This is a genomic window from Knoellia locipacati (assembly GCF_044791685.1).
GTDB lineage: Bacteria > Actinomycetota > Actinomycetes > Actinomycetales > Dermatophilaceae > Knoellia > Knoellia locipacati_A.
In genome coordinates this window covers 3,643,311-3,666,873 of record NZ_CP087730.1, presented here as the reverse complement: position 1 = coordinate 3,666,873, position 23,563 = coordinate 3,643,311, and the positions used below count along the sequence as shown (strand labels likewise).

The 23,563-nt window shown below is 71.7% G+C and carries 21 protein-coding genes, 1 tRNA gene and 1 riboswitch; of the genes, 17 read left to right on the top strand and 5 right to left on the bottom strand.

Annotated elements, in window-relative coordinates; all coding sequences use genetic code 11:
• The first annotated feature begins 4 nt into the window (after positions 1–4).
• The 7 genes from LL946_RS17240 to der all read left to right on the top strand — a co-directional run bounded on the left by LL946_RS17240 (position 5) and on the right by der (position 6,671).
• Positions 5–919, top strand: coding sequence for a segregation and condensation protein A (locus tag LL946_RS17240; protein ID WP_404382858.1), 915 nt, complete (start codon positions 5–7; stop codon positions 917–919).
• Positions 912–1,568 (top strand): SMC-Scp complex subunit ScpB, encoded by a 657-nt coding sequence (gene scpB, locus LL946_RS17235; RefSeq protein ID WP_404382856.1) that lies wholly within the window; start codon positions 912–914, stop codon positions 1,566–1,568. The genes LL946_RS17240 and scpB overlap by 8 nt, the downstream gene beginning before the upstream one ends.
• Entirely contained in the window at positions 1,565–2,488 is a 924-nt protein-coding gene (locus LL946_RS17230; RefSeq protein ID WP_404382854.1) for a pseudouridine synthase, read from the top strand. Before scpB ends, LL946_RS17230 begins: the two co-directional genes overlap by 4 nt.
• On the top strand, positions 2,485–3,579 hold the full coding sequence (locus LL946_RS17225; RefSeq protein ID WP_404382852.1) for a prephenate dehydrogenase: 1,095 nt from the start codon (positions 2,485–2,487) through the stop codon (positions 3,577–3,579). Before LL946_RS17230 ends, LL946_RS17225 begins: the two co-directional genes overlap by 4 nt.
• 57 nt (positions 3,580–3,636) lie before the next feature.
• Positions 3,637–4,344 carry a (d)CMP kinase gene (gene cmk, locus LL946_RS17220; protein WP_404382850.1) on the top strand — a complete coding sequence of 236 codons (708 nt, stop codon included), beginning with the start codon at positions 3,637–3,639 and terminating at the stop codon, positions 4,342–4,344.
• A gap of 70 nt (positions 4,345–4,414) precedes the next feature.
• Positions 4,415–5,104, top strand: a complete 690-nt coding sequence (locus tag LL946_RS17215) for a lysophospholipid acyltransferase family protein (RefSeq protein ID WP_404382848.1) — start codon at positions 4,415–4,417, stop codon at positions 5,102–5,104.
• 76 nt (positions 5,105–5,180) lie between these two features.
• Complete coding sequence (der, locus tag LL946_RS17210; protein WP_404382846.1) at positions 5,181–6,671, top strand: ribosome biogenesis GTPase Der; 1,491 nt, start codon at positions 5,181–5,183, stop codon at positions 6,669–6,671.
• A gap of 173 nt (positions 6,672–6,844) precedes the next feature.
• On the opposite strand, the gene LL946_RS17205 is transcribed toward der, so the two are convergent.
• The 3 genes from LL946_RS17205 to LL946_RS17195 all read right to left on the bottom strand — a co-directional run bounded on the left by LL946_RS17205 (position 6,845) and on the right by LL946_RS17195 (position 9,792).
• Positions 6,845–6,918, bottom strand: a tRNA-Pro gene (locus tag LL946_RS17205).
• Between the two features lie 91 nt (positions 6,919–7,009).
• Positions 7,010–8,632 carry a phospholipase D family protein gene (locus LL946_RS17200; RefSeq protein WP_404382844.1) on the bottom strand — a complete coding sequence of 541 codons (1,623 nt, stop codon included), beginning with the start codon at positions 8,630–8,632 and terminating at the stop codon, positions 7,010–7,012.
• Positions 8,629–9,792, bottom strand: coding sequence for a MalY/PatB family protein (locus LL946_RS17195; RefSeq protein ID WP_404382842.1), 1,164 nt, complete (start codon positions 9,790–9,792; stop codon positions 8,629–8,631). The genes LL946_RS17200 and LL946_RS17195 overlap by 4 nt, the downstream gene beginning before the upstream one ends.
• Before the next feature lie 36 nt (positions 9,793–9,828).
• Between LL946_RS17195 and LL946_RS17190 the strand changes: the two genes are divergently transcribed.
• From LL946_RS17190 to gcvP, 10 genes are all read left to right on the top strand, one after another.
• On the top strand, positions 9,829–10,431 hold the full coding sequence (locus LL946_RS17190; RefSeq protein WP_404382840.1) for a CDP-alcohol phosphatidyltransferase family protein: 603 nt from the start codon (positions 9,829–9,831) through the stop codon (positions 10,429–10,431).
• Positions 10,428–11,339, top strand: a complete 912-nt coding sequence (locus LL946_RS17185; RefSeq protein WP_404382838.1) for a DUF881 domain-containing protein — start codon at positions 10,428–10,430, stop codon at positions 11,337–11,339. Before LL946_RS17190 ends, LL946_RS17185 begins: the two co-directional genes overlap by 4 nt.
• Complete coding sequence (locus tag LL946_RS17180) at positions 11,336–11,668, top strand: small basic family protein (RefSeq protein ID WP_404382836.1); 333 nt, start codon at positions 11,336–11,338, stop codon at positions 11,666–11,668. The genes LL946_RS17185 and LL946_RS17180 overlap by 4 nt, the downstream gene beginning before the upstream one ends.
• A gap of 10 nt (positions 11,669–11,678) precedes the next feature.
• Positions 11,679–12,947, top strand: coding sequence for a DUF881 domain-containing protein (locus LL946_RS17175; RefSeq protein WP_404382834.1), 1,269 nt, complete (start codon positions 11,679–11,681; stop codon positions 12,945–12,947).
• Positions 12,948–12,969: 22 nt separating this feature from the next.
• Positions 12,970–13,359: a glycine cleavage system protein GcvH gene (gene gcvH, locus LL946_RS17170; RefSeq protein WP_404382832.1), complete on the top strand. Its 390-nt coding sequence runs from the start codon at positions 12,970–12,972 to the stop codon at positions 13,357–13,359.
• Between the two features lie 96 nt (positions 13,360–13,455).
• A complete protein-coding gene (locus LL946_RS17165; protein WP_404382830.1) occupies positions 13,456–13,959 on the top strand; it encodes an FHA domain-containing protein in 504 nt (167 codons plus the stop codon).
• Complete coding sequence (locus tag LL946_RS17160; RefSeq protein WP_404382828.1) at positions 13,940–14,641, top strand: MerR family transcriptional regulator; 702 nt, start codon at positions 13,940–13,942, stop codon at positions 14,639–14,641. Before LL946_RS17165 ends, LL946_RS17160 begins: the two co-directional genes overlap by 20 nt.
• Positions 14,642–14,658: 17 nt before the next feature.
• Positions 14,659–15,159 (top strand): bifunctional nuclease family protein, encoded by a 501-nt coding sequence (locus tag LL946_RS17155; protein ID WP_404382826.1) that lies wholly within the window; start codon positions 14,659–14,661, stop codon positions 15,157–15,159.
• 147 nt (positions 15,160–15,306) lie between these two features.
• Positions 15,307–15,882: a MerR family transcriptional regulator gene (locus LL946_RS17150; RefSeq protein WP_404382824.1), complete on the top strand. Its 576-nt coding sequence runs from the start codon at positions 15,307–15,309 to the stop codon at positions 15,880–15,882.
• Positions 15,883–15,953: 71 nt separating this feature from the next.
• Positions 15,954–16,050, top strand: a riboswitch (glycine riboswitch).
• A gap of 74 nt (positions 16,051–16,124) precedes the next feature.
• Positions 16,125–19,013 carry an aminomethyl-transferring glycine dehydrogenase gene (gene gcvP / locus LL946_RS17145; protein ID WP_404382822.1) on the top strand — a complete coding sequence of 963 codons (2,889 nt, stop codon included), beginning with the start codon at positions 16,125–16,127 and terminating at the stop codon, positions 19,011–19,013.
• A gap of 108 nt (positions 19,014–19,121) precedes the next feature.
• On the opposite strand, the gene LL946_RS17140 is transcribed toward gcvP, so the two are convergent.
• Both LL946_RS17140 and LL946_RS17135 read right to left on the bottom strand, forming a co-directional pair.
• Positions 19,122–22,298: an AAA family ATPase gene (locus tag LL946_RS17140; protein WP_404382820.1), complete on the bottom strand. Its 3,177-nt coding sequence runs from the start codon at positions 22,296–22,298 to the stop codon at positions 19,122–19,124.
• Positions 22,295–23,473, bottom strand: coding sequence for an exonuclease SbcCD subunit D (locus LL946_RS17135; RefSeq protein WP_404382818.1), 1,179 nt, complete (start codon positions 23,471–23,473; stop codon positions 22,295–22,297). The genes LL946_RS17140 and LL946_RS17135 overlap by 4 nt, the downstream gene beginning before the upstream one ends.
• Positions 23,474–23,563: the final 90 nt, after the last annotated feature.

Sequence of the window (23,563 nt, the reverse complement as noted above, 5' to 3'; positions counted from 1 at the left end):
CACCATGACCGAGGCCCCCGGCGGAGTCATCACCCGACGGGCAGCGACAACGGCCTTCGAGGTCCACCTCGACGTCTTCTCGGGTCCGTTCGACCTCCTCCTCGGTCTCATCTCCAAGCACAAGCTCGACATCACCGAGATCGCCCTGGCCAAGGTCACCGACGAATTCATCTCGCACATCAAGGCCGAGCAGGCCAAGGGTGGTGACGTGTGGGACCTGTCGCAGGCCTCGGAGTTCGTGCTCGTCGCCGCGACCCTGCTCGACATCAAGGCGGCCCGGCTGCTGCCCCAGGTCGGGCCGGAGGACGAGGAGGACCTCGCGCTCATCGAGGCCCGGGACCTGCTCTTCGCGCGCCTGCTCCAGTACCGCGCGTTCAAGGACATCGCCCGCACCTTCGACGAGCGGATGTCGACGGCGTCGCGGATGACGGCGCGCCAGGCCGGGCTCGAGCCGCAGTTCGCCAAGCTGCTCCCCGAGCTCATCATGACGATCACGCCCGAGCAGCTCGCGATGATCGCCGCCGGCGCCCTGACGCCCAAGGTCGCCGACACCGTCGGTCTGGCGCACCTCCACGCCCCTGCGGTCAGCGTGCGTGAGCAGGCGACGATCATCGGTGAGCGGCTGCGGCGCGACGGCGTGTCGTCGTTCCGGTCGCTCGTGCGCGACGCCGACAACACCCTCGTCATCGTCGCGCGCTTCCTCGCTCTGCTCGAGCTCTTCCGCGAGTCCGCGATCACGTTCGAGCAGGCCGAGGCGCTCGGAGAGCTCACCGTGCGCTGGACGGGTTCGATGGAGGGCGACATCGAGGTCGACGACGAGTTCGACGACGAGCCCGACTCGGACGCACGGCCTGCCGAGGGTGGCCCGGCGGACGCCGAGCCACCCCACACCGATCAGCGAGAGGCTGACCATGAGTGAGACCCACGTGACCGACGCGCCGCCGGAGGACGTCCTCGAGGAGGGCGTCCTCGAGGACGTGCCCCAGGACCAGCTCGCCTTCGACGTCGGCGACTTCCCGGGCGGACTGCGCAGCGCCATCGAGGCGGTCCTCATGGTCGTCGACGAGCCCGTGACCGAGCTCGCCCTCGCCTCGGCGCTCGAGGTCCCCGTCCCTGACGTCGAGACCGCGCTCGCAGAGCTGGAGGAGGGGTATGCCGCGCAGCAGCGGGGCTTCACCCTCCGCCAGGTCGGTGGCGGGTGGCGGGTCTACAGCCGTGCCGACTACGCGCCCGTCGTGAGCAAGTTCCTCCTCGACGGCCAGCAGGCCAAGCTCACCCAGGCCTCGCTCGAGACGCTCGCCGTCATCGCCTACCGCCAGCCGGTGTCCCGTTCGCGCGTCGCGGCCGTCCGCGGTGTCAACGTCGACGGCGTCATCCGCACCCTGCTCAACCGTGGGCTCATCGAGGAGGTCGGCTCCGACGAGGAGTCGACCGCCAACCTCTACGGGACCACGTCCTACTTCCTCGAGCGACTGGGCCTGCAGTCCCTCGACGACCTGCCAGCCCTTGCTCCCTACCTTCCGGAGGTCGACGTGCTCGACGAGATCGCAGAGAGCGGCCGGTCATGACCCCGCCGCCGAGCCGACGCGGCGGACCCGCGAAGAAGTCCTCCGGTGGTGGGCGTGGCCGCCCGGCGCCGGGCGGGCGTGGCCCCGCTGGCACTGGCGGTGGTGCCGGTCGCCCCCGTGGCGTCGGGACGACCAAGAAGAGCCAGCCGACGGCGCTGCCCAACCGGCCCAAGGCCAAGCCGGTCGACGTGCACGACCCGGACGGCATACGCCTCCAGAAGCTCCTCGCCTCGGCAGGCGTGGGGTCGCGCCGGGTGTGCGAGCAGCTCATCACCGATGGGCGGGTGGAGGTCGACGGGCAGGTCGTGACCGAGCTCGGGGTCCGGATCAACGCCGACCAGGTGGTGCACGTCGACGGCGTGCGCGTCACCCTCGACGAGTCGCGCGTCTACCTCGCCTTCAACAAGCCGCTCAACGTCGTCACGTCGATGAACGACGAGCTCGGCCGGATCGACATCGGCGACTACTTCGGTGACCGCAAGGAGCGGCTCTTCCACGTCGGCCGTCTCGACGCCGACACCGAGGGCCTGCTGCTGCTCACCAACGACGGCGACCTCGCGCACCGGCTCCAGCACCCCAAGTACGGCGTCCTCAAGACCTACCTCGCGCAGATCCGCGGGCCGGTCCCGCGCGATCTCGGCAAGCGCCTGCGCGAGGGCATCGAGCTCGACGACGGTCCTGTGCAGGTCGACTCGTTCCGCGTCGTCGACAGCCAGCCGGGCAAGGCCATCGTCGAGGTCATCCTCCACGAGGGTCGCAAGCACATCGTGCGCCGGATGCTGGCCGAGGCCGGTCACCCCGTCCTCTCACTCGTGCGGACCCAGGTCGGTCCGATCCGCCTCGGCGACACCAAGCCCGGCAAGTTCCGGCGGCTCACCAAGGGTGAGGTCGGCGAGCTCTACTCCGCGGCGGGGATGTGACCGAGGCGGCGGGCGCCGCTCGGGTCCACATCGTCGGCACCGGCCTCATCGGGACGAGCCTCGGCCTGGCCCTGACGCGCTCCGGTGGCACGGTGACCCTCGAGGACCTCTCGAGCACCAACGCGGCCCTGGCACGCGACCTCGGCGCGGGGGAGACCTCGGTCGACGTCAGCCCTGACCTCGTGGTCGTCGCCACGCCACCCGACGTGACGGCGGCCTGCGTGGCGTCGGCCCTGGAACGCTGGCCGGACGCCGTCGTCACCGACGTCGCCTCGGTCAAGGTGGCGGTGCTCGGCGCGCTGCGTGAGCGGGGAGCCGACCTCTCGCGCTACTGCGGGTCGCACCCGATGGCCGGGCGAGAGCGCAACGGGGCGGTCTCCGGCCGCCACGACCTCTTCCACGGCCGGGCCTGGGTCCTCACACCCACCGCCGAGACGACAGCGGCTGCCGCCGACCTCGTCCGGTCGGTGGCCGCGAGCGTGGGAGCCGCGGTGGTCACGCTGGACCCCGCAGAGCACGACGCCGCGGTGGCCTCGGTCTCCCACGTGCCGCAGCTCGTCGCGAGCCTCGTCGCCGCCCGGCTGGAGCACCTCGCCGACTCGTCGGTCGCCCTCGCCGGCCAGGGCCTGCGTGACGTCACGCGCATCGCCGCCAGCGACCCGCACCTGTGGACCCAGATCCTCTCGGGCAATGCGCACGCCGTGCGCGACGTCCTCACCGCGCTGGCCTCCGACCTCGACGGGGTCATCGCCGCCCTCGACGCGCTCGGCAGCGACGACGACGCTCCCGGTGCCCGTGGCACCCTGGCCCGGGCCATCGCCGCGGGCAACGCCGGCCACGCGCGGATCCCGGGCAAGCACGGCGCGGCGCCCACGGCATACACGACCGTCCGTGTCCTCATCCCGGACGAGCCGGGCCAGCTGGGACGCCTCTTCGCCGACGTCGGGGCGATCGGCACCAACATCGAGGAGTTCCACCTCGACCACGGGCTCGGGCAGGCCTTCGGGCTCGCCGAGATCGACGTCGTGCCGGGGTCGGCGGCCTCGCTCGCCGAAGGGCTCGAGGCCCGCGGCTGGCGGCTGCACGGCTGAGCCGACTGCGACGCGCGGGTGACCGCACGGCCTCCGCCACCACCTAGGCTGACCGCCATGACGAGCGACCCGGCACCCCTGACCATCGCCATCGACGGGCCCTCCGGCTCGGGCAAGTCGAGCGTCTCCAAGGCAGTGGCGGCCCGGCTCGGGGTGGGCTACCTCGACACCGGTGCGATGTACCGCGCGCTCACGTGGTGGTGCCTCGACCAAGGGATCGACCTGTCCGACGACGCGGCCGTCGTGGTCGCTGCGGAGTCCCTGCCGCTCGAGCTGTCGACCGACCCCGAGGACCAGCGCGTCCTCGTGGGCGGCACCGATGTCACGGCCGAGATCCGCACGACGGCGATCAGCTCCGAGGTCTCCAAGGTCGCCACCAACATCGGTGTCCGCCCGATCCTCCAGCAGGCTCAGCGCGACCGCATGGCCGCCATCGCGGAGGCGACCGGTGGTGTCGTGGCCGAGGGACGCGACATCACGACGGTCGTGGCGCCCGACGCGCCGGTCCGCCTGCTGCTCACCGCCAGTGAGGAGGCCCGACTGCGTCGACGCTCGGCCGAGGTGCACGGGACCGCCGACGAGGACGCCATCGCCGCGACGCGCGACCAGGTCCTGCGCCGGGACCGCGACGACTCCGCCGTCTCGCAGTTCACCGTCGCTGCGGACGGCGTCGTCACCGTCGACACGTCCGACCTCGACTTCGACGAGAGCGTGGAGGCGGTCCTCGCCGTCGTCGCCTCGCTCGTGGGGCACGCCCAGGGCTGACGTCGCCGGCCCGCATCCGGTGCGCCGACTGCGGCATCGGTGCCGCACACGTGCACTATCGTCACCGCCCGTGACGCACGAGAACCTCGGCCCGGCTCCGTGGAAGGCGACGCTCGGTCGCCTCGTCGGGGCCGGTCTCGTCCGTTCCCTGTATGCCGCCCGCGCTCACGGCGCGGAGAACGTCCCGACCCGTGGCCCGGTGATCCTCGCGGCCAACCACACCGGCTACCTCGACGGCGCCGTCGTGTTCGGGCTGTCGCCGCGGCCGGCGCACTTCCTCGTCCTCGCCTCCACCTTCGACCTCGGGGTCGGACCGCTGCTGCACCTCAGCGGCCAGATCCCGCTCGAGCAGGGCAGGGGTGCTCGCTCCGCCCTCACCTGCGCGCTCGGGGTGCTCGAGCGTGCGGGAGCGGTCGGCATCTTCCCGGAGGGTGGTCGGGGACGCGGAGACCTGGAGAAGGCGGAGAAGGGGGTTGCCTGGCTGGCACTCCAGGGGCACGCGCCGGTGGTGCCCGTCGCCTGCCTCGGCACCCGCGCCACCGGGGACCTGGCCTCGTCCTGGCCCCGGCTGCGCAGCCGGCTCGTTGTCGACTTCGGGGAGCCAGTCTCGGTCAGCTCACAGGACGGCATACCGGGTCGGGTCCGGGTGGAGCGGGCGGCGGAGCAGATCCGGACCTCCCTGGCCCAGCACGTGCGGTCGGCCAGCGAACGGCACGACATCGCACTGCCGACGGACGTCCCGCCCGACCTCTGGGACTGACCGGGACCGCCGCAGGCCCGGCGTGCGACCGCCGTGGGACCGGCGTGGGACCGAGCACCGCGCGATCTGGGGGAGAATGGTTGACATGAACACCCCCGAGACCGACGAGACCGTGACCGACGACGGGTCACTGGACGAGTCCGTCACGCATGCCCTGCGTGTTGGCCTGGACGACTTCGAGCTGGACGACGAGGACCTCGCCCTCGTCGACCGCGCCGACGGCGCGGTCGACGACGACGAGTTCGAGGGTGCCGTCCCGGTGGTCGCCGTCGTCGGCCGTCCCAACGTCGGCAAGTCCACGCTGGTCAACCGGATCATCGGCCGCCGCGAGGCGGTCGTCGAGGACGTGCCGGGTGTGACACGTGACCGCGTCGCCTACGACGCCGAGTGGACCGGGACCCGCTTCACGCTCGTCGACACCGGGGGCTGGGCCATCGACGCCAAGGGCATCCACCTGCGGGTCGCCGAGCAGGCCGAGATCGCGGTCGAGCTCGCCGACGCCGTGCTCTTCGTCGTGGACGCCGTCGTCGGCGCCACCGACGACGACGCAGCCGTCGTCAAGCTCCTGCGCAAGTCCGGCAAGCCCGTCATCCTCGTCGCGAACAAGGTCGACGACCAGCGCACCGAGGCCGACGCGGCCGCCCTGTGGAACCTCGGGCTCGGCCAGCCCTGGCCCGTGTCCGCCCTGCACGGCCGCGGGAGCGGTGACGTCCTCGACGCCATCCTCGACGTCCTGCCCGAGAAGTCGGCCGTGGGCGCCTACCAGCGCGGCGGGCCCCGCCGGGTGGCGCTCCTCGGCCGTCCCAACGTGGGCAAGTCCTCGATGCTCAACAAGCTGGCCAAGTCCGACCGCGTCGTCGTCGACGACGTGGCGGGCACGACCCGCGACCCGGTCGACGAGTTCATCGAGCTCGGCGGCAAGACGTGGCGCTTCGTCGACACCGCCGGTATCCGGCGCCGGGTCCACCAGACGCGCGGCGCCGACTTCTACGCCTCCCTGCGCACCCAGACCGCCCTCGAGAAGGCGGAGGTCGCCGTCGTCCTCATCGACGCGTCGACCCAGATCACCGAGCAGGACATCCGCGTCGTCCAGCAGGTCGTCGACTCGGGCCGCTCCCTCGTCATCGCCTACAACAAGTGGGACCTCACCGACGAGGAGCGCCGCCACTTCCTCGAGCGTGAGATCGAGCGCGAGCTCGTCCAGATCCCGTGGGCGCCCCGGGTCAACGTCTCGGCCTCCACCGGTCGCCACATGGACCGGCTCGTGCCCGCCCTCGAGACGGCTCTCGAGTCGTGGGACACCCGCATCCCCACCGGTCGCCTCAACGCCTTCCTCGGCGAGGTCGTCGCCGGGCACCCCCACCCCGTCCGCGGTGGCAAGCAGCCGCGCATCCTCTTCGCCACCCAGGCCTCGACGCGCCCGCCGCGGTTCGTCCTCTTCGCGTCCGGTTTCATCGAGGCCGGCTACCGCCGGTTCGTCGAGCGACGTCTGCGCGAGGAGTTCGGCTTCGAGGGCACGCCCATCGAGGTCTCGGTCCGGGTGCGAGAGAAGCGCTCCCGCCGCTGATGCACCAACCCGGAATCCCCCGCGCCGAAGGCTCGCGGGGGATTCCCGTATGCCGTGACGAGGGCTCGCGGGTCGTGGACGGCGAGGAGAACCATGGCGGACCATGGCGGACCATGGCGGACCACGCATGAGGGCGGCTCTCCGACTGGTGTCGGAGAGCCGCCCTCACTGCGTCGGGCTGACAGGATTTGAACCTGCGACCCCTTGACCCCCAGTCAAGTGCGCTACCAAGCTGCGCCACAGCCCGTGGCTCGCTCCCGCGTTGCCGCGCGAGCGAACGAAACCATATCCCATGCCTCTCGCCCGGACCGAATCGGTTCCGCGCGTGGGCGCCGAAGTCAGTAGTCGTGCCGCCGGCGGAGTGAGAAGGGTCGTCCGTCGGGGTCGCCGAACAGGCGTTGCGGTACCTCGAGCACCCGCCGTGGCCAGCGACCGATGTCGGGTTCGGTGACCGGCCGCAGGCGGCCGGCCGGACGTCGCCCGACCATGCCCCCGTCGCGCCATGCCTGCAGCTCGGCCCCCGCGGCGGCATAGGCGGCGAACATGCCGGGGGCCGGGACGCAGTCGTCCATCGCCGCGTCGTGCTCCGGCCCGGACAGGGGACGGTCGAGGTGCTCGGCGGCGAGGCGCAGTCGCAGGGACCGGGCGAAGGGGGAGTGGTCGGTCCCGGACTCGTCGACGACGAGGGCCGCCAGCTCGGAGTCGTGGCTCCAGGAGCGCCGGTTGATGTTGTCCGAACCGATCGTCGCGTACCAGTCGTCGATGACGACGACCTTGGCGTGCACGTAGACCGGCCAGCCGGCGTGGTTCTCGATCCCGTATGCCGCGAAGCGGTCCGGTGCCGCCTCCTCGAGCTGGGCGATCGCCTCGAAGCGGCCCTCGAGCTGGAGCAGCTCGGCCATCCCGCTGAGGTCCGGTCGGTGGGGGAGCACGGTGATGAGATGCAGCTCCGGGTTGGACCGCAGCGCCTCGGCGAGCGCGAGGGTCACCGTGGACGACCAGAGGTACTGCTCCTCGAGGTAGATGAGGTGGCGCGCCTGGGAGATGGCCTTGAGGTGGGCTCGGGCGATCGAGCGCTCCCCCCGTGGGGCGAAGGGATAGGCACGTCGCAGGTGGCGGTGCGGATAGGTGCGCAGCACCTGGACGACGTGCGTGCCGCCGTCGACCGGCTCGGGTCGAGGCTGCACCGGCGGCAGCGGCGTGGGCTCGTCCTTGACCCGGCTCAGCCGGTCGCGCAGGCGCGAGTGCCAGGCCGGGGTCAACGGGTCCGGGTCCTCCCACCGCTCACGGAACACCGTCTCGACGTCGGCGACGGCGGGACCGGTGATGGCGCAGTGCACGTCGTGCCAGCCGGGGCTGGGCCCGTACTCGTCGGCGAGCGCCTGCTGCTGCGGGTCGCCGTGGTGGTCCGAGGTGTCCCGGCGCGAGTGGGCGACGTCGATGCCCCCGACGAACGCGATGTCGCGGGAGGGATCGTCCTGGTGCCGCACGACGACGAACTTCTGGTGGTGCGAGCCGCCGCGCCGGACGCGCATGTCGAGCAGCACCTCGGCGTGCTCGTCGTCGTCGTCGGCCAGCTCCTCGGCGACCTCACGGTTCTTCTCGGCGGAGAAGTCGATCTGCTCGGTGTGCGAACGCCACACGAGGACCCGGACGTGGACGTTGCGGTTCTCGGCGCGGTCGAGGACGGCGAGCAGGCGGCTCGAGGGGGCGTCGGTGAGCTGCTGGTCGCCGTCGATCCGCCAACCGGCGAACATGATGAGGTCACCCTCGGTCGTGGCCTCGAGCACCTCGTGGAGCTCCGCGAAGTACGAGGCGCCGTCCACGAGCGGCCGGACGAGGTTGCCGGTGGACCAGGCCTGCTCGCCGGGGTGTGCGTCGTCGATACGGGTGTCCGGGTTGTCCCGCTCACTCGCGGTGAGCAGCCATCGGGTGACGTCGTGTGCGGGTGCGTTGCTCATGCGACTGCTCCTGCCATGCGGTCCACGGCCTCGGTGATGATGGCGGGCGAGGTGGCGAGGTTGACCCGCACGAACCCGCGCCCCGACTCCCCGAACGACGGCCCCGGCGAGAAGGCCACCTGCCCTCGCTCCCGGAACACCGCCGCGGGGTCGTCGCCGAGCCCGAGTGCCCGGCAGTCCAGCCAGGCCAGATAGGTCGCAGCCGGGACGGCATACCCGATGGACGGAAGGTGCTGCGAGAGAAGGCGAGCGAGCAGGTTCCGGTTCGCATCGATCTCCGCGGTCACGCCTGCGAGCCAGTCGCGCCCGCGGGTCCATGCGGCGATCGCTGCAATCTGGCCGACGTGGCTCGCTCCGTGCGTGTGCACCTCGTGCAGCCGCGCGCCCGCGGGCGACTCCGCACCCCTGACGACGAGGGCGGCCTTGAGGCCGGCGAGGTTCCATGCCTTCGACGCGGACAGCAGGCTCACCCCGCGCTCGCCGCCCTCGACGGTGAGGTACGGCGTGAAGGTGCCGTCGTGGACGATCGGCGCGTGGATCTCGTCGGCGATGACGGTGACGTCGTGACGCGCCGCCAGGGCCGCGAGCGACTCGAGCTCCTCGCGCGTGTGCACCGTGCCGGTCGGATTCTGCGGGTTGCACAGCAGGTATGCCGGCCCATGCAGAGCATGGGACCCGCGCCCACCTCCCGCACGTGCCTCGCCGAACGCCCGGTCCAGGACCTCGGCGTCGAGCCGGCCGGCGGGTGTGAGGGGCGCGTCGAGGACGCGGCGGCCGGTCATGTCGACGAAGTCGAAGAACGCGTTGTAGACCGGCGACGACACGACCACCGGACCGCCGGGGTCGGTCACGAGCCGCACGAGCTCGCTCAGGCCGATCATGACGTCGGCCACGGGGGAGGAGCGGTGCCGGTCGATGGTCCACGACCACGTGTCCGCGGCATACGCCGCTCCGGCCTCGACGAACTCGTCGCCGAGCGGGTAGCCGGTGTCGCCACGCCTCATCGCGGCGGTGACCGCGTCGACGACCGGCTCGCAGGGCTCGGCGTCCATCTCGGCGACCCAGAGCGGCAGGACGTCGGCGGCGTACAGCCCCCACTTGACGCCCGTGCGCCGGTGTCGCCAGGTGGCCGCGTCGCCCGTCAGGAGAGTGGAACTCATGACCTGACTTTAGACACGAGCACATAGGCTGAGGGCATGACTGCCGGTGAGAGCGTGCGGGGGACCGACAGCGCCCCGGTCGACCGCGTCCTCACGCTGCCCAACGCCCTCTCCGCACTGCGGCTGCTCGGCGTGCCGGCGTTCATCTGGGCGATCGCGACGAAGCACGACGCGATCGCCCTCGTCATCCTCATGGCCTCGGGGATCACCGACTACCTCGACGGCAAGATCGCGCGTCACTACGGCCTCGTCTCGCGCGTGGGCCAGCTCCTCGACCCCATCGCGGACCGCCTCTACATCGTCACGACGCTGCTCGGCCTCGCCTGGCGCGACATCATCCCGTGGTGGCTGGTCGCGGTGCTCTTCGCCCGCGAGGCGTTCATGGGCGTCGTCGTCCTCATCGCGAAGCGACACGGCTGGACGGGCCTGCCCGTGCACTTCATCGGCAAGGCGGCGACCTTCAACCTCCTCTACGCCTTCCCTGCCCTCCTCATGGCCGACGGTGACGGCGCGCTCGCGACCTTCATGCGTCCGGTCGGCTGGGGCTTCGCCTGGTGGGGCACCGTCCTCTACTGGGTCGCCGGAATCCTGTATGCCGTGCAGCTGCGCCGTCTCATCGCGGACCGGGCCGAGCCGTGAGCACCAGGTCGCCGGGCCCGGCGCGTCGCCCGGACGCGTCGATGACGCTCATCACCTCGATGCTCGAGCGCCCGCTCGACCCCGGCTACGCCGCCGCCGCCGAGCGGCGTGACAAGGCCGGACTCCCACCCGCCACGAGTCTGCGCTCCACGACACTCATCGTCTTCACCGTGGTCATCGGCGTGCTCGTGGGCATCGCGGCGATGCAGCTCCGGGGCAGCGACACCACCAAGCAGCGGACCAAGACCAGTCTCATCGAGCGCATCGAGAGGCAGCAGGAGGCGGTCGACGCCCAGGCCGCCGAGGCGGGCGCGCTGCGATCCGAGATCGCCGCACTCGACGCCGAGACGCTGCGCAACGTCAGCGAGGAGCTCGCGCAGGACGTCGAACGGCTCTCCCTCGTCGCCGGGGCCGTTCCCGTGCGTGGTCCCGGCTTCGTCGTCACGGTCGACGACGCCCCCACCAACGGGGACGAGGGGTCCAACGCGGACCCGCGCGGTGAGAGCGGGCCGACCGACGGCAAGGTCATCGCCCGCGACCTGCAGATCGTCACCAACAGCCTGTGGGAGGCCGGGGCCGAGGCGGTCTCGGTCAACGGGCAGCGGCTGACGACGACCGCGGCGATCCGCTTCGCCGGCGAGGCGATCCTCGTCGACTACCGCCCACTCAAACGGCCCTACGTCATCACCGCGATCGGGGACCCCGGCCGCATGCCGGCGACCTTCGCCGACGGCAACGGCGGCACGTACCTGTCGACCCTCAAGAGCTCGTTCGGCATCCGCGTGAGCACCGTGGTGCGCAAGGAGGTCACGGTTCCGGCGTCCGCGACGCTGGGGACCAGGGCCGCCACGCCCGCGGATAGGCTCGGCGGCGAAGCCACGCCCTCACCCGAAGGAGAAAGCTCGTGATCCCCGCACTGGGTCTCGTCCTCGGCATCGCCGTGGGCGTGCTGCTCCAGCCCGAGGTGCCGTTGTGGCTCCAGCCCTACCTCCCGATCGCCGTCATCGCGGCGCTCGACGCCGTGTTCGGAGCGGTCCGGGCGGTCCTCGACGGGATCTTCAACGACAAGGTCTTCGTGATCTCGTTCCTGTCCAACGTCGTCGTCGCCGCGTTCATCGTCTTCCTCGGTGACCAGCTCGGCGTGGGCAGCCAGCTCTCCACTGGCGTCGTCGTCGTCCTCGGGGTCCGGATCTTCTCGAACGTCGCCTCGATTCGTCGTCACCTCTTCAACGCGTGAGCCGCCAGCGATGAGTGCGAAGAAGAAGAAGAACCGGGCGGCCCGCCGCGCCGCCGGCCCCGTCCGGCCCAGCAGGGTCGCGACACCTCCCGTCGACCGCCAGGAGGCGGAGACCCCAGAGGCGTCCGAGTCCGCGGAGCCCGAGGTCGAGTCCGACGTCGAGACCGAGGTCGAGACCGAGGTCGAGGCGGAGGTCGTCGAGGTCGAGACCGATGACGAGCATGAGGTCGTCGAGCACGACCACGAGCTCCAGTCCGATGCCGACCGTGAGCTCGCCGTGCCGGACCCCGTGGAGCAGGAGCCCGAGGTCGTCGAGCCCGAACCCGAGCGTGAGGTCGTCGAGCCCGAACCCGAGCGTGAGGTCGTCGAGCCCGAACCCGAGCGTGAGGTCGTCGAGCCCGAACCCGAGCGTGAGGTCGTCGAGCCCGAACCCGAGCCCGCCCGGGAACCAACCCGGCACGCCGTCGCCACCGAAGGGGCGCCCGAGGCCGCTCGCGGCACGAACGACGACACCGAGCCCCAGCCCGCCACCCCGGGCCCTGCGGCGACGTCGCAGCGCGCGTGGCGCCGACTCGGTCGGGCGGCCAGCCCGCGACCGACCAAGGCCAACGTCCTCGCCACGCTCCTCGCTCTCGGACTCGGCTTCGCCATCGCCGCGCAGGTGCGCCAGACCTCGATCGAGGGACTCGAGGACCTGCGCGAGGACGAGCTCATCCGCATCCTCGACACCGTCGACCAGGACGGCAACCGGCTGGCTGAGGAGATCCAGACCTTGCGCTTCTCGCGGGACCGGCTGCAGAGCGACACGACGAGCCTCACCGAGTCGCGCCGAGCCGCCCAGCAGCGCCTGGACTCGCTCGCCATCCTCACCGGGACGGCCGCCGCGCGTGGCCCCGGCATCGTGCTCACCATCCGCGACCCCGAGTTCGGTGTGACGGCGCCGATGCTGCTCGACACCCTCCAGGAGCTGCGCGACGCCGGCGCCGAGGCGGTCGAGATCAACGATGTGCGCATCGTGGCCAACTCCTTCTTCACCGACAGCGAGGGCGGCATCTCGATCTCGGGCAAGGCCGTGTCCGCTCCCTACGTCATCACGGCGATCGGCGACGGGTCGACGCTGGCTTCGGCGATGGAGATCCCCGGCGGCGTGACCAACACCGTTCGTAGCGTCGGCGGAGAGGCTGGTGTCGAGACCAAGGACGAGGTCACCGTGTCCGCGTTGCAGAGCGTTTCCGAGCCTCAGTACGCTCGACCCATTCCCAGTCCCACCACGTCCTGACCGGACCAGAAGGAGCCCACTGATGAGCGACCTCGAGTACCCCAGCGACCTGCGCTACACGGCCGAGCACGAGTGGGTCCGTGCCGCCGAGGGTGACACCGTCCGGATCGGGATCACCTCCTTCGCGCAGGACGCGCTCGGCGACGTCGTCTACGTCAGCCTCCCCGGGGTCGGCGACACCGTGGCCGTGGGTGACGCCTGCGGCGAGGTCGAGTCGACCAAGTCCGTGAGCGACCTCTACGCCCCGATCGCAGGTGAGGTCACGGCGATCAACGATGCTCTCGACGCCTCACCGGAGCTCGTGAACTCCGACCCCTACGGCGAGGGCTGGATGTACGAGATGCGGCCGAGCGACTCGGCCGCCCTCGACGGCCTTCTCGACGTCGAGGCGTACCAGCAACAGCTCAGCTGATTCCCAGCCCCGGCACGGGCATATGTCTAGTCATCCCTCGAGTGGTCATCTAGGGTGAGTGCTCCAAGAGACGAGCCCAGACGAGGAGCCGCACAGATGAGTGACCAGAGTCGCGACACGCCTGATCGCGCGTCGGAGCCGACCCCGCACCCCGGAGAGTCGACCCCTGCGCGTGAGCCGGAGTCGTCGACGACGATGCGCTTCAGGGCGGTCGAGGGGCTCGAGCAGTCCGACATCGTCCACGAGAGCGAGCACGTCCTCACCCGTGCCGACCAGGCCACCGTCGAGGCGCTACGTCCCGGCACGGCGCTGCTCGTCGTCCTTCGCGGCCCCAACACCGGCGCGCGGTTCCTGCTCGACGACGACGTCGTCACGTCGGGGCGCCACCCCGAGAGCGACATCTTCCTCGACGACGTCACTGTCTCGAGGCAGCATGCGACGTTCGAGCGGGCCGAGGGGCGGTTCGTCGTCAGGGACGTCGGGTCGCTCAACGGGACCTACGTCAACCGCGAGCGGATCGACGAGTCGACACTTCAGACCGGCGACGAGGTGCAGATCGGCAAGTACCGCCTGGTCTTCTATGCCGCCAAGCAGGCCTGACCGGCCGCTGACCATCGGGAAGGTCCTCGACGCCCTGCGCGAGGAGTTCCCCGAGATCAGCATCTCCAAGATCCGCTTCCTCGAGACCGAGGGTCTCGTCGAGCCTGCGCGGACGCCCGCCGGCTACCGCACGTATGCCGTGAGCGACGTCGAGCGCCTCCGCTACGTCCTGCGCGCCCAGCGCGACCGGTTCTGGCCGCTCAAGGTCATCCGCGAGTCGCTCGACGCGCTCGACCGGGGCCTGGAACCGGTGCTCGACAGCGATGCTCGGCCTCGGCCCCCCGAGCCCGTGCCCGACCCCGACGTGCCCGACGAGGCGGACCTCCTCAAGGCCCCGCCGACCGTCCGGCTCACCCGCGCCGAGCTCGCCAGCGCGACCGGTCTCGACCCGGAGGTCATCACCTCCCTCGAGGGCTTTGGCGTCCTGCGTCCCGACTCCGAGGGGCACTTCTCGGCCACGGACCTCCAGGCGACGCACGCGGCGGCCGGTCTCGCGGCATACGGGATCGAGGCGCGCCACCTGCGGCCCTTCCGCACCGCCGCCGACCGCGAGGTCGGGCTGGTTGAGCAGGCGATGAGCACACGCCGCGCGGGTGGACGGGCCGCCGACCAGGCCCATGTGGCGCGTCTGTGCCTCCAGCTGCACGCCGCGCTGGTCAAGGGTGGTCTGGCCCGACCCTGACGACGTACGGTGGGAGCGTGAAGCCACTGGACGTTCTCGGGGTCCGTGTCGAGATGCCGACGAACCAGCCCATCGTCCTCCTGCGTGAGCGCGACGGCAGCCGCTACCTGCCCATCTGGGTCGGCGCCGCCGAGGCCGCGGCGATCGCCTACGCCCAGCAGGGCGTGGTCCCGCCGAGGCCGCTGACCCACGACCTGCTCAAGAACGTCCTCACCGACCTGGGGCACACGATCGACCGGGTCCGGATCACCTCCCTCGAGGAGGGTGTCTTCCACGCGGTCCTCGAGATCGACGGGGGAGCCAGCGGGGGCGGCCAGAGCATCGACTCCCGCTCGTCTGACGCGATCGCCCTCGCGCTGCGCGCCGGCGTCGAGATCGTGACGTCCGAGGAGCTCCTCGACGAGGCCGGCGTGGCGATGGCGGGGGAGCAGGAGGACGACGAGGTCGAGAAGTTCAAGGAGTTCCTCGACCACGTGTCCGCGGACGACTTCGACACCGGAGACCAACCCTCCAGTTGAGGGTGAGTGTTACGGATGTTACTCACGACACGCGTGAGGTTAGGGTCGAGTGGTAGTTGACCTGAGGTTCCGCGCCCCTTAGCGTCGCGCTCAAGAGAACGACGACCATGTAGTTACAGCGCATTCGTGGAGCAGCAGGAGGCTGGCGTGAACGCCATCGAAGAGAACCCCAAGGGTCACGTGCCGATCGCGGCACAGGGCCTGCTGTTCACCGACGACCTGCCCGAGCTCGACGAGGAGCTGGGCTACCGCGGCCCCACGGCGTGCAAGGCCGCCGGCATCACCTACCGCCAGCTCGACTACTGGGCCCGGACCTCGCTCGTCGAGCCGTCCGTGCGGGGAGCGGCCGGTTCGGGTTCGCAGCGTCTCTACGGCTTCCGCGACATCCTCGCGCTCAAGATCGTCAAGCGGCTCCTCGACACCGGCGTCTCGCTCCAGCAGATCCGCGGCGCCGTCCAGGTGCTGCGCGACCGCGGGGTCGACGACCTCGCCCAGATCACCCTCATGAGCGACGGCGCCTCGGTCTACGAGTGCACGTCCAACGAGGAGGTCATCGACCTGCTCCAGGGCGGTCAGGGCGTCTTCGGGATCGCCGTCGGCAAGGTCTGGCGCGAGGTCGAGGGCGACCTCTCCCACCTCCCGGGCGAGCGCCCCAGCGACGAGGTCCCTGCCGCTCACCCGGACGACGAGCTCAGCGCCCGTCGCGCAGCACGCCTGGCCTGAGCCGGGCCCTGACCGACACGCGGTGCGCGCCCTCCAGGGCGCGCACCGTTTTGTTACCCTGAGCGAGCCGCAAACACCGTGCGGGAGAGTCCTCGGCCCCGTGGGGTCGGGGCGCCGAAGGGGCAAACTCCCCGGAACCTCTCAGGCGCAAAGGACCGCACGGATCAGGCACCTCTGAAACGGCTCACCCCGTGACAGATGGGGAGGCCCGTGCCCGTCCAGTGCGCCAGGAGCCTCACCTCATGACCGACACCACCCTCAGCCAGACCGACCTGCCCGCCTTCGCCGGGCGCCACATCGGGCCCGACGACGAGGCCGTGGCGCAGATGCTCGCCGCGATCGGACGCTCGAGCCTCGACGACCTGACCTCGACGGCCGTTCCCGACGCGATCCGTGCGACCGGCGCCATGGACATCGTGCCCGCCGACTCCGAGGCCGCCGTCATCAAGGAGCTGCGGGGCCTCGCGGCACGCAACACGGTCCTGACGTCGATGATCGGCCTGGGCTACTACGGCACGGTCGTCCCGCCGGTCATCCAGCGCAACGTCCTCGAGAACCCGGCCTGGTACACGGCATACACGCCGTACCAGCCGGAGATCTCCCAGGGACGGCTCGAGGCCCTCCTCAACTTCCAGACGGTCGTCAGCGACCTCACCGGCCTCACCACCTCCGGAGCCTCGCTGCTCGACGAGTCGACGGCGGCCGCGGAGGCGATGACGTTGATGCGCCGCTCGAGCAAGGCACCCGCGGACGCCGTGCTGCTCGTCGACGAGGCCGTCTTCCCGCAGACCCTGGCGGTCATGCGGACCCGGGCCCTGCCGCTGGGCATCGAGATCGTCGTGGCGGACCTCTCCGAGGTCACGACGACCGACGGGCTGAGCGAGGTCACGGGAGGTCGCGCGGTCTTCGGCCTGCTCGTCCAGTACCCCGACCTGCACGGTCGCCTGCGCGACCACCGCGCCCTCGCCGCCGCAGCCCACGAGTCCGGTGCGCTCGTCACGGCGGCGGCCGACCTCATGGCCCTCACGCTCGCCACGTCGCCGGGGGAGTGGGGCGCCGACATCGCCGTGGGGACGACGCAGCGCTTCGGCGTCCCGATGGGCTTCGGCGGGCCCCACGCCGGCTACATGTCGGTGCGCTCGGGGCTCGAGCGCACGCTGCCCGGTCGCCTCGTCGGTGTCTCCGTCGACGTCACGGGCGCGCCGGCCTACCGGCTCGCGCTCCAGACCCGTGAGCAGCACATCCGTCGCGAGAAGGCGACGTCCAACATCTGCACGGCTCAGGTGCTGCTCGCGGTCATGGCAAGCATGTATGCCGTCTACCACGGCCCGCGCGGCCTGCGGGCCATCGCGCTGCGCATCCACGCGCACGCCGAGGCGCTGGCCACCGCTCTGTCGGACGGCGGTGTGGAGGTGGCCGAGGGGGCCAGGTTCGACACCCTTTCCCTACGGGTCCCGGGACGTGCCGACGAGCTCGTCGCCGCGGCCCTGGCCGAGGGGACGAACCTCTGGCGGCACGACGAAGACACCGTCATCGTCTCCGTCGACGAGACCACCGACCTCACCGACGTCGCTTCCGTGTGCCGGGCGTTCGGCGTCGAGGCGCCCGCTCGCGTCGAGATCGCTGAGCCCGGCTGGGGCGAGTCGCTCGACCGGACCTCGGACTACCTCACGCACCCGGTGTTCTCGAGCCACCACAGCGAGACCTCGATGCTGCGCTACCTGCGCCGCCTCGCCGACAGCGACTTCGCGCTGGACCGGGGCATGATCCCGCTCGGCTCCTGCACGATGAAGCTCAACGCGACGACAGAGATGCTGGCCATCACGTGGCCGGAGTTCGCCAACCTCCACCCGTTCGCCCCGCTCGACCAGACCGAGGGCATCCGTACCCTCGTCAGCCAGCTCGAGGGGTGGCTCTGCGACATCACCGGCTACGACGCCGTGTCGCTGCAGCCGAACGCCGGCTCGCAGGGCGAGTTCGCCGGCCTGCTCGCGATCGCCGCCTACCACCGCTCCCGTGGTGACTCCGAGCGCAACATCTGCCTCATCCCGGCCAGTGCCCACGGCACCAACGCCGCGAGTGCGGTGATGGCGGGCATGAAGGTCGTCGTCGTCAAGACCGACGTCATCACCGGCAACGTCGACATGGACGACCTCAAGGCCAAGGTCGAGGCGCACCGCGACCAGCTCGCCGCGATCATGGTGACCTACCCGTCGACCCATGGCGTCTTCGAGGACACGATCACCGACCTCTGCGCGATGGTGCACGACGCCGGAGGCCAGGTCTACGTCGACGGTGCCAACCTCAACGCCCTCGTCGGGCTGGCCCAGCCCGGCCGGTTCGGTGCCGACGTCTCACACCTCAACCTGCACAAGACGTTCTGCATCCCGCACGGCGGTGGTGGCCCGGGCGTCGGTCCGGTGGCCTGCCGCGAGCACCTCGCACCGTTCCTGCCGAACCACCCGCTCGACCCCGAGGCCGGTCCCGAGACCGGCGTCGGTCCCGTGTCGGCGGCGCCCTACGGGTCAGCAGGGATCCTTCCCATCTCATGGGCCTACGTGCGCCTCATGGGAGCCCAGGGTCTGCGCCGTGCGACCGAGGTGGCCGTCCTCAACGCCAACTACGTCGCCGCCCGGCTGCGCGACTCGTACCCGGTGCTCTACTCAGGCGAGGACGGGCTCGTCGCGCACGAGTGCATCCTCGACGTCCGTCCGCTGACCAAGGCGACCGGCGTGAGCGTGGACGACATCGCCAAGCGCCTCATCGACTACGGCTTCCACGCCCCGACGATGTCGTTCCCGGTCGCGGGCACGCTCATGGTGGAGCCGACCGAGAGCGAGGACAAGTTCGAGCTCGACCGCTTCTGCGACGCGATGGTCGCGATCCGGGCCGAGATCGACGCCGTGGGGGCGGCGGGCAACGCCGAGACGAGCGTCCTGCGGGGCGCCCCGCACACCGCCCTCTCGCTGGCGGGGGAGTGGGACGTCGACTACTCCCGTGAGGAGGCGGCCTTCCCCAAGGGTGTCGACCCGCTCGCGAAGTACTGGCCCCCGGTGCGCCGCATCGACGGCGCCTACGGCGACCGCCACCTCGTCTGTTCGTGCCCGCCGCCGGAGGCGTTCGAGGACTGAACGACCCCGCCCGTATGCCGTCCGCTCGCGCCGCGTGACCCTGCTGGGGTCGCGCGGCGCGACCGGTTCACAGCGGCGAAGGTCAGGTCCCTTGTGGCGCAACGCTCGTCATGCGGCGCTCTCGCTACCGGGGGCGGAGACGGCGACGGTGCTGCCGCTCGCGGTCTTGCGCACGGCGAGCTGGCTGGTGATCCGGCTGCGCAGCTCGCCGACGTGCGAGACGACCCCCACGGCCCGGCCACCCTCTCGCAACGAGTCCAGCACCGTGATGACCTGCTCGAGGCTCTCGTCGTCGAGGGTGCCGAAGCCCTCGTCGACGAAGAGGGTGCCGAGGTCGAACCCGCCGGACTCCTCGCGCACCGCGTCGGCGAGCCCCAGCGCCAGGGCGAGCGAGGCCATGAACGCCTCACCGCCCGAGAGGGTGGAGGTCTCGCGGGTCACGCCGGTCCACTGGTCGAGGACGCGCAGGCCGAGCCCGCTGCGAGCGCCGCGGGCGGCCAGCCGGTCGGAGTGCTCGAGGCGGTAGCGACCGTCGCCCATGACGCGCAGCCGCTCGTTGGCGAGCTGGGCGACCTTGTCGAGGCGCGCGGCCAGGACGTAGGAGCTGAGGCGCATCCGGAGCGTGTTGTTGACGCCGCCACCAGCGAAGGTGTCGGCGAGGTCCTTGACGCGGTGGTGGCGCTCGAGGACGGGCCCCGCCGCGTCGAGTCCGGCCACCAGGCTGGCCCGCACCGCCGAGAACGCCCTCACGGCCGTCGTGACGCGGGTCTGGGCGGACTGCGCCTCGAGCAAGGTGGTCCTCGCCTGCTGCGCCGCTGCGGTGAGAGCGTCGAGGTCGGGCTCTGCGGCGGACTCCGCAGCGCGGACGGCCTCGTCGTCGAGCACCGCCTGTGCTGCGGCGAGTGCCCGGTCGTGGTCGCGCAGTCGGTCTCCGAGCCGCTCGAGCGCCGCAGTGGGAACCAACGCCCGCGTCGCCGACTCCAGGGAGTCGAACCCGGCGTCGGTGGCGGCCTCGGTGGCAGCCGCGCTGGCCTCCTCGAGGCGAGCGCGTGCGGTGTCGTGTCGCTCCCGGGCCTCGAGCCACGCCGCGGCCTCGGTGAGCAGGCGTGCGTGGGCGTGGGCGACGGCGACAGCCGTCGGGGTCGGGGCTGCAGTGGGTGCATCGTGTCCGGACCGGGTGGTTGCGCTGTCGGCGACGGGTGGCGACGCGGCGGCTGCGCTGGCGGACGTGCTGCGGGACGTCGACGGGGCGCCGTCCGTCTGTCGGCACGGGCACGTCGCGTGGGCAGCCTCGAGCTCGTGAGTCGCAACGGCATCGGTGCCCTCGGCCTCGAGCTCCCGCTCCGCCAGGGCTGTCGCCTGTGCGAGGTCGCGACGCGACGTGGCCACGGCCGCATCGATCCGGGCGACCTCGCTGCGCAGGCTCGCCACCTCCTGCTCGTGGGCGCCGCGACCCAGGGCCCGGCGGCGCACGGCCTCGTGTCGTGCACCGGCCTCCGTGGCAGCCGCGGTCTCGGCGGGGAGGTCGATCTCGCGCACGGAACCCACCTCCAGGGTGCCCAGGGCATCCGCCAGCAGCGCCTTGGCACTGGCGGCAGCGGACTCGGCGTCCTGGTGCTCTCGCACGAGCACGGCATGCCGGTCGCGGGCCTGCTGGAGCTCGTCAGGGGTGACCCGGTCGGCGGCGGATGCCGGGACGGGGTGCTCGTGCGATCCACAGACCGGACAGGACTCGCCGTCGACGAGCCCCTCAGCCAGCTCGGCAGCCATCTGCCCCAACCGGCGTGCGACGAGGTCCTGCTCCCGGTCACGGGCGTCCTGGGCGGCGCTGCGTGCCGAGGCCGCGGCGTCGACGAGCGCCTCGACCGTGGCCTCGTCGCGCACCGCCCGCTGCGCCAGTCGAAGGCGGGCTCGGGAGGCCTCGGCCGCCGCCGTGACGCCGTCGAGCGCCGCCACGGCCTCGAGGGCATCGGCCAGCACGGCCTCGGCATCGGCCACCTTGGTCTCGGCGGCTGCACGGTCCGCGTCAGCCGTCTCCAGAACCGCGGCAGCTCGATCGACGGCGCGCCGCTGCGCCCGGACACGATCCGCTCGTGCGGCCGACTGGGCCTCGAGCCTCACCAGCTCACGCACCGTGTCGTCGTGGACCCGCAGCGTCGCGACGAGGTCGGCCGGGTCACCGGCGTCGGGCACTCGCGCGACGACGCGTGCGCGGGCCGCCGCGACGGAGGCGTCCTGATGGTCGGCCTCCGCGCCGGCGCGCAGGACCGCGTCGAGGTGACCGCGCACCCCCGCGGCCCGCCGCGCTGCCTCGTGGGTCTGGCGCACGGTCACGAGCTCGTCCGCTTCGGCGTCGAGTGCTGCGATCGCCGACCGGGCCGAGGCGGCTCGGGACCGCAGGACGATGGTCGACCGGGCCTGTTCGGCCTCGGTGGACGCCACGGCCTCTGCTCCGGCGGCCACGTCGAGGGCGACCATCGCCTCGGAGAGCTGCTCGTCGAGCTCGGCGCCGAGGGCGTCGAGACGGGCTCGGATGGCCTCGGGAGAGTCCGGCGAGACCGCCAGGGCACCGTGGGCGTGCTCGGTGGCACCCGCGTCGGCGTCCTCGCGTGCGCCCACCGCCGCCACGACGTCTCCGAGCCGGGCCAGGTCGGTGTCGATCCCGGAGCGCAGGGCCGTGACCGTAGCCTCGCTCTCGCGACGCTGTGCTGCGAGCCACTCCTCGACGTCGGCGAACCGCGAGATGTCGAAGAGCTTCTCGAGGAGGGCGCGCCGCTCGTCGTCCTTGGCGGTGAGGAAGGCCGCGAACTCACCCTGGGGCAGCATCGCCACCTTGGCGAACTGCTCCTTGCCCATGCCGAGGACGTCGTGGATGACCTCGGCGGCCTCGTCGTTGCGGGTGGAGACGACCCTCCAACCGGTGCCGTCGTGCTCGGACAATGCCACGGTCGCCGGGCTCTCGATCGTGCCGGTGCCGCGCTTCTTGGGACGGGTGTGGGCAGGGGAGCGGTAGAGGGTGAAGCGCCGGGTGCCGCACGTGAACTCGAGCTCGACCGAGGGAGTCGCCGTCGGGGCGGCGTGGTCGCTCACCACGCCGCGGCGGTCTCGCAGCCCCGGAACGTCGGCGAACAGCGCGAAGCAGATCGCGTCGAGCAGGCTCGTCTTGCCTGCGCCCGTGGGGCCGTGGATGAGGAAGAGACCGGAGGCGGTGAGGGCGTCGAAGTCGACGGTGACCTCGTCGGGGAACGGGCCGAACGCCGTGGCCCGCAGCCGGTGGATCCTCATGCCGCCCCCGACCGACGGGTCGCGGTCGACCCCGTCTCGCCGTCGGCGGCGGACCGGTGCAGGCGCGCGCCCTCGACGGCCTCCTCGAGCAGCCCCCGCTCCTCGTCGTCGGCACCGTGCCCGCCCCTGACGTGCGCGAGGAAGTCGCAGCACACGGCGAGGTCGGAGCGCTCGGTGAGGGAGGCGGCATACGCGCTCATCGTCGTGACGGCGCCGGTCGGGGCGAAGCGGAGGTCGAGGGTGTGGGGGAAGCGGGCACGCAGCCGTTCCATGGCGCCGAGGGGCCGCACCGGGTCGGTGAGCGTCACCTGGCACCACGCGGTCTCGGCGGCGTCGTGACGGCGGTCCGAGAGCAGCTCCTCGAGAGTGCCGGAAAGCAGGGCCAACGGCCGCTTGACCGGAGCCCCGACGAACTCGACCTCCGTGCGGTGCGCGGACAGGTCGACGAGCCACGACCCCTTGGTGTGCCCGGCCTCGCTGAAGGACATGGCCACTGGGGAGCCCGAGTAGCGCACGCCGTCGGCGACCTCCTGGCGGCCGTGGAGGTGACCGAGCGCGGCGTAGTCGACGCCGTCGAAGACCTCGGGCGGGACGGCGGCGACGCCACCGACGGAGATGTCGCGCTCGGAGTCGCTGGTGGCTCCGCCGGTGACGAACGCGTGCGCCATGACGACCGAGTGGTCGTGGTCGCCGCCTGCCAGCGAAGCCCGCACCCGCGTCATCGCCGCCCGGAGGACTCCGGCGTGGGTGCGCTCAGCGGCCCCGAGGGGACCGGCTGTGAGGGAGGGCTCGAGGTAGGGGAGGGGATGGATCGCCACACCCTTGACGACGACGGGTCGGCCGATGTCGTCGAGGCTCGTGCGGATGTGCAGACCGGATCGCTCGAGGAGGCGCGAGGCGAAGCCGAGGCGGATCGCCGAGTCGTGGTTGCCGCTGGACAGCACCACGACAGCTCCGGCGTCGATGATCCGCTCGACGGCGTCCGAGAGCAGTGCGACCGTGTCGGGCGCCGGCAGGGCGCGGTCGTAGACGTCGCCGGCGACGAGCACGGCGTCGACGGTCTCGGCGCGCACGACCTCGACCAGGTGGTCGAGGTAGGCCGACTGGGCGTCGTGCAGTCCCACCTGGTGGAACGCCCGCCCCAGGTGCCAGTCGGAGGTGTGGATCATGCGCACGTCACCGAGGCTAGGTGGGTCCACCGACAGGTGCCGTGACCGAAACGCGGATTCGTCCACGTTCACCTCGCGTGACGTGCTCGGATGGTG

Bases quoted from the DNA above. Each gene is read 5' to 3' on its own strand.
- LL946_RS17175 (WP_404382834.1), top strand. From the start codon at position 11,679: ATGAGTGCGAAGAAGAAGAAGAACCGGGCGGCCCGCCGCGCCGCCGGC.
- LL946_RS17230 (WP_404382854.1), top strand. From the start codon at position 1,565: ATGACCCCGCCGCCGAGCCGACGCGGCGGACCCGCGAAGAAGTCCTCC.
- LL946_RS17200 (WP_404382844.1), bottom strand. From the start codon at position 8,632: ATGAGCAACGCACCCGCACACGACGTCACCCGATGGCTGCTCACCGCG.
- gcvH (WP_404382832.1), top strand. From the start codon at position 12,970: ATGAGCGACCTCGAGTACCCCAGCGACCTGCGCTACACGGCCGAGCAC.
- LL946_RS17195 (WP_404382842.1), bottom strand. From the start codon at position 9,792: ATGAGTTCCACTCTCCTGACGGGCGACGCGGCCACCTGGCGACACCGG.
- LL946_RS17165 (WP_404382830.1), top strand. From the start codon at position 13,456: ATGAGTGACCAGAGTCGCGACACGCCTGATCGCGCGTCGGAGCCGACC.
- der (WP_404382846.1), top strand. From the start codon at position 5,181: ATGGTTGACATGAACACCCCCGAGACCGACGAGACCGTGACCGACGAC.
- cmk (WP_404382850.1), top strand. From the start codon at position 3,637: ATGACGAGCGACCCGGCACCCCTGACCATCGCCATCGACGGGCCCTCC.
- scpB (WP_404382856.1), top strand. From the start codon at position 912: ATGAGTGAGACCCACGTGACCGACGCGCCGCCGGAGGACGTCCTCGAG.
- gcvP (WP_404382822.1), top strand. From the start codon at position 16,125: ATGACCGACACCACCCTCAGCCAGACCGACCTGCCCGCCTTCGCCGGG.
- LL946_RS17240 (WP_404382858.1), top strand. From the start codon at position 5: ATGACCGAGGCCCCCGGCGGAGTCATCACCCGACGGGCAGCGACAACG.
- LL946_RS17160 (WP_404382828.1), top strand. From the start codon at position 13,940: ATGCCGCCAAGCAGGCCTGACCGGCCGCTGACCATCGGGAAGGTCCTC.
- LL946_RS17190 (WP_404382840.1), top strand. From the start codon at position 9,829: ATGACTGCCGGTGAGAGCGTGCGGGGGACCGACAGCGCCCCGGTCGAC.
- LL946_RS17140 (WP_404382820.1), bottom strand. From the start codon at position 22,298: ATGAGGATCCACCGGCTGCGGGCCACGGCGTTCGGCCCGTTCCCCGAC.